5 protein-coding genes are annotated in these 3,762 nt (G+C 66.8%); 2 read left to right on the forward strand and 3 right to left on the reverse strand.

What is annotated here, in order from left to right:
• Positions 1–203 precede the first annotated feature (203 nt).
• Together pgeF and V5A19_RS13965 are read right to left on the reverse strand one after the other, a co-directional pair.
• Entirely contained in the window at positions 204–956 is a 753-nt protein-coding gene (pgeF, locus tag V5A19_RS13960) for a peptidoglycan editing factor PgeF (protein ID WP_332318816.1), read from the reverse strand.
• Positions 953–1,951 (reverse strand): RluA family pseudouridine synthase, encoded by a 999-nt coding sequence (locus V5A19_RS13965; RefSeq protein ID WP_332318815.1) that lies wholly within the window; start codon positions 1,949–1,951, stop codon positions 953–955. The genes pgeF and V5A19_RS13965 overlap by 4 nt, the downstream gene beginning before the upstream one ends.
• Before the next feature lie 84 nt (positions 1,952–2,035).
• On the opposite strand from V5A19_RS13965, the gene V5A19_RS13970 reads away from it, so the two are divergent.
• Together V5A19_RS13970 and V5A19_RS13975 are read left to right on the forward strand one after the other, a co-directional pair.
• A complete protein-coding gene (locus V5A19_RS13970; RefSeq protein ID WP_332318814.1) occupies positions 2,036–2,803 on the forward strand; it encodes an outer membrane protein assembly factor BamD in 768 nt (255 codons plus the stop codon).
• Between the two features lie 26 nt (positions 2,804–2,829).
• A complete protein-coding gene (locus V5A19_RS13975) occupies positions 2,830–3,348 on the forward strand; it encodes a nitroreductase family protein (protein ID WP_332318813.1) in 519 nt (172 codons plus the stop codon).
• Positions 3,349–3,354: 6 nt separating this feature from the next.
• Here V5A19_RS13975 and V5A19_RS13980 read toward each other — a convergent pair whose 3' ends face one another.
• Complete coding sequence (locus V5A19_RS13980) at positions 3,355–3,693, reverse strand: P-II family nitrogen regulator (RefSeq protein WP_332318812.1); 339 nt, start codon at positions 3,691–3,693, stop codon at positions 3,355–3,357.
• Between the last annotated feature and the right edge of the window lie 69 nt (positions 3,694–3,762).

The raw sequence follows: 3,762 nt of genomic DNA on the forward strand, positions 1-3,762 counted from the left end.
TTCAGTGTTCAGTGTTCAGTGTTCAGTGTTCAGTGTTCAGTGTTCAGTGTTCAGTTGGCAGTTGGCAGTTGGCAGTTGGCAGTTGGCAGTTGGCAGTTGGCAGTTGGCAGAAAAGGGTACGCCCGTCGAATGCGGGCCACATCGTCCCGTACTGCCTCGCCGTCCCTTTAGCCGTTACTGAAAACTACCAACTGAAAACTGTTTTACCCTTCGAGCCACACCAGCGTGGCCATCCGCCCCGTGCGGCCCCCGTCTCGGCGATAGCTGAAGAACCGCTCGGGGTCGCTGTAAGTGCAGAAACCGCCGCCGGAGATCCCCCCCGGCTCCAGGCCCAGGCGCTTGAGGCGATTGGCCGCCAGCAGATAGAGGTTGGCCCGCCAGCCCGCGTCCTCGGGCTGAAAGGCGAGCAGATCCTCGAAGGCGGAGGTGGTGAAGGCGTCCCGCACCTCGCTGCCCACTGTGAACGCCTCGGGACCGATGGCCGGTCCCAGGAAAGCGTGCAGCTCACTTGGCTCGCTAGTCAGGGCGGCGACCGCCGCCTCCACAACCCCCTGGGCCAAACCCCGCCACCCCACATGGGCCACCCCTGCACCGGTGCCGTCGGCGCGAGCCAGAACAATCGGCAGGCAGTCCGCCGTCAGTACCGCCGCCACGGCGCCGGTGCCTGTCACCACCCCCCCATCAGCCTCGGCTTCCGCCGGGCCGTCGGGATCTATCCGGGTAACCCGGCTACCGTGGACTTGCTCCAGCCAGCCCGGCTCGGCGGGCAGGCCCAGACCGGTCCGCAGATCGGCGCGGTTGGGGGCCAAGGCCTCGGGGTCGTCCCCCACATGAGCGGCCAGATTGAAGCCATCGAAGGGCGGGTGGCTGTGGCCGCCGCTCCGAGTGGTGATGAACAGCCGAACAGGGGGCGGTCCGGTCCAGTGGGGCTCGAACCCGGCCACGGAGGTCCTCATCGCGGATTTCCTTCAAGGGTTGCCATAAGGCGGGCCAGATCGTCCGGGGGCGGCTGCTCCCAGCGAAGGCGCTCACCGCTGCGGGGGTGGGTAACCGTCAGAAGGCCGGCATGTAGGGCCTGGCGCCGGAACCCCCAGACCACGTCGCGACCGGCCTCGTCGAGCCCGGGCGGAATGCGCCCCTTGCCGCCGTAGAGCGGATCGCCGATCACCGGATGGCCGATGTGGGCCATGTGGATCCGTACCTGATGAGTTCGCCCCGTCTCCAGCCGGGCCTCCACGCGGGTCGCGGCCCGATACCGGCCGGTAACCCGGTAGTGGGTGACCGCCGGCTTGCCGCCCTCCACCACCGCGAACTTGGTGCGGTGGCGGGGATGCCGGGCAATGGGGGCACTGACCGAGCTTCCGCTGGTTAGCTCGCCATGGACCAGGGCCAGATAGGAGCGCCCCACCGAATGGGCCTTGAACTGGGCCACCAGGGCATCGTAAGCCGTGGGGGTGCGCGCCACCACCATGACCCCGGATGTATCCCGATCAAGGCGGTGGACGATACCGGCACGCTCCATCCCCTCAAGCTCGGGGAAACTGTAGAGTAGGCCGTTGACCAGGGTATCGTCCATATGACCCGGTGCGGGATGGACCACTTGGCCCGCGGCCTTGGCCACCACGATCAGGTCGTCGTCGGCGTGAAGCACCTCGACGGCCACCGGGGCGGCTGTCCAGCCGCCCTGGATCCGGGCCTGGTTGAGGCGGCGCGGAGGCGCCACAGTCAGCCATTGGCCCTCTTTGAGGCGGGTCTTGGCCGGCGGCACCGCACCATCCAGCAGCACCCGGCCGGCGGCGATCCAGTCCTGCACCTCGGCGCGCGAATGGCCACCGAAAAGGCGGGTAACGACGTGATCCACCCGCTGGCCCGCCCAGGCATCGGCCACCTGGATGCGATGGGGCGCCTCGGCCCGGGTGGCAGGGGCCTGTGCAGCTTCTACTTTTTCCATATCGGGGATTCTCGTAAACTGGCGGGTTTCTTGCGGTCGCCCCGCCTAGGCGGCGGGCGCCTCACTAGGAGGGACAGTACGGCCATGGCCCGACTGCTGCGCAGCGTCATCCTAATCCTTCTCGCCGGCGCGCTCCTGAGCGGCTGCGCCAGCATGGGCGTATCGGAGGGGGATTCCGCCGAGGCCATTCTGGACAAGGCCGACCAGGCCCGTAAAAGCGAGCTCTATAGCCAGGCGATCGAGACCTATCAGCGCCTTGAATCCCTGTACCCGTACAGTCGGGAGGCGCTCCAGGCCCAGCTCATGACGGCCTATACTTACTACCTGAAAGGGGACGCCCTGCCCGCGGTTAACGCCGCCGACCGCTTCATCCGCCTGCATCCGCGCAACCCGCATGTGGATTACGCCCGTTACCTCAAGGGCATCGCCCACTACGCCAACATCGGCGAGCCGGATCGGGACACCAAGCACGCAAAAAAGGCCATCGAGGCCTTCAGCCAGCTCATCCGGCAGCATCCGGAATCGGGCTACGCTAGCGATGCCGTGCGGCGCATGCGGCGGGCTGACAGCGTCCTGGCCCGGCACCAGATCCACGTTGCCCGTTATTACATGGACCGTCAGGCCTACGTGGCCGTGGTCAACCGCTGCCACCGGGTGCTTACTGATCACGGCGACCCCTCGGCCTTCGCCCCGGCGCTGGGCCTGATGGCAGAGGGCTACGCCCGCATGGGCCTGGATGAGCTCGCCCAGGAAACGCTGGTCATCCTGGCCCGCAATTATCCGGACAGTCCGGAGCTTGCCACCGCCCGCTCGGCGGTGGAGAACGCCCCGGTGGTCGGCCCCGAAGGCTAGGCCACCCCTGCCACCGAGGAATCGCCATGTGGGACTTCTTCCAGACCGTCCGCCACCGCCACAGCGTCCGCCGCTACCAGTCGGATGTGGCCATCGAGCCGGAGGCCCTGCACGGGGTTCTGGAGATGGCGCTTGCGGCTCCGTCGGCGGGCGACCTCCAGGCCTACCACTTGGTGGTGGTGCGCGACGACGGTCTACGCGGAAAGCTGGCAGAGGCCTCGGAGGAGGCCTTTCTTACCGAGGCCCCGGTCAATATCGTAGTATGCGCCGATCCGGCACGCTCGGCCGAACGTTTCGGGGGGCGTGGCCGGGATCTGTTCGCCCTGCAGGATGCCACCATCACCGCCACCTACATCCAGCTGGCGGCCGTGGCCGCCGAGTTGGGCTCCGCCTGGGTGGGCGGTTTTCCCGAGGATCGCGTCGCCGGGATCCTGGAGATCCCAGACCACCTGCGGCCGGTCGCCATCCTGGCCCTGGGTTATCCCGCCGAGATCCCCGAGCCCACCCCGCGGCGCAAGCTCAAGGACCTGGTCACCTACAAGTAGAGGCCGTCAGATGGCCTGATCATCCTCTTCGCCAGTGCGGATGCGCACGGTCCGCTCCACCGGCGTGACGAAGATCTTGCCGTCGCCGATCTTGCCGCTGCGCGCCGCCTCCATGATCACCTCGATGGCCCGGTCCACCATGTCCTCGCTGAGTACCACTTCCACCTTCACCTTGGGGAGGAAGTCCACCACGTACTCGGCGCCCCGGTAGAGCTCGGTATGCCCTTTCTGCCGGCCGAAGCCCTTGACCTCGGTTACCGTTAGCCCGGCGACGCCCATCTCAGACAGGGCCTCGCGCACGTCGTCCAGCTTGAACGGCTTGATGATCGCCTCGACCTTCTTCATGCCACCTAGCTCCCGTGTTCAGTGTTCAGTGTTCAGTGTTCAGTGTTCAGTGTTCAGTGTTCAGTGTTC

Source organism: Thiohalorhabdus sp. (assembly GCF_036628635.1).
Taxonomy (GTDB): domain Bacteria; phylum Pseudomonadota; class Gammaproteobacteria; order Thiohalorhabdales; family Thiohalorhabdaceae; genus Thiohalorhabdus.

Excerpts from the sequence above, each read along its gene's own strand:
- pgeF (WP_332318816.1), bottom strand. The coding sequence starts at position 956 with ATGAGGACCTCCGTGGCCGGGTTCGAGCCCCACTGGACCGGACCGCCC.
- V5A19_RS13965 (WP_332318815.1), bottom strand. The coding sequence starts at position 1,951 with ATGGAAAAAGTAGAAGCTGCACAGGCCCCTGCCACCCGGGCCGAGGCG.
- V5A19_RS13970 (WP_332318814.1), top strand. The coding sequence starts at position 2,036 with ATGGCCCGACTGCTGCGCAGCGTCATCCTAATCCTTCTCGCCGGCGCG.
- V5A19_RS13975 (WP_332318813.1), top strand. The coding sequence starts at position 2,830 with ATGTGGGACTTCTTCCAGACCGTCCGCCACCGCCACAGCGTCCGCCGC.
- V5A19_RS13980 (WP_332318812.1), bottom strand. The coding sequence starts at position 3,693 with ATGAAGAAGGTCGAGGCGATCATCAAGCCGTTCAAGCTGGACGACGTG.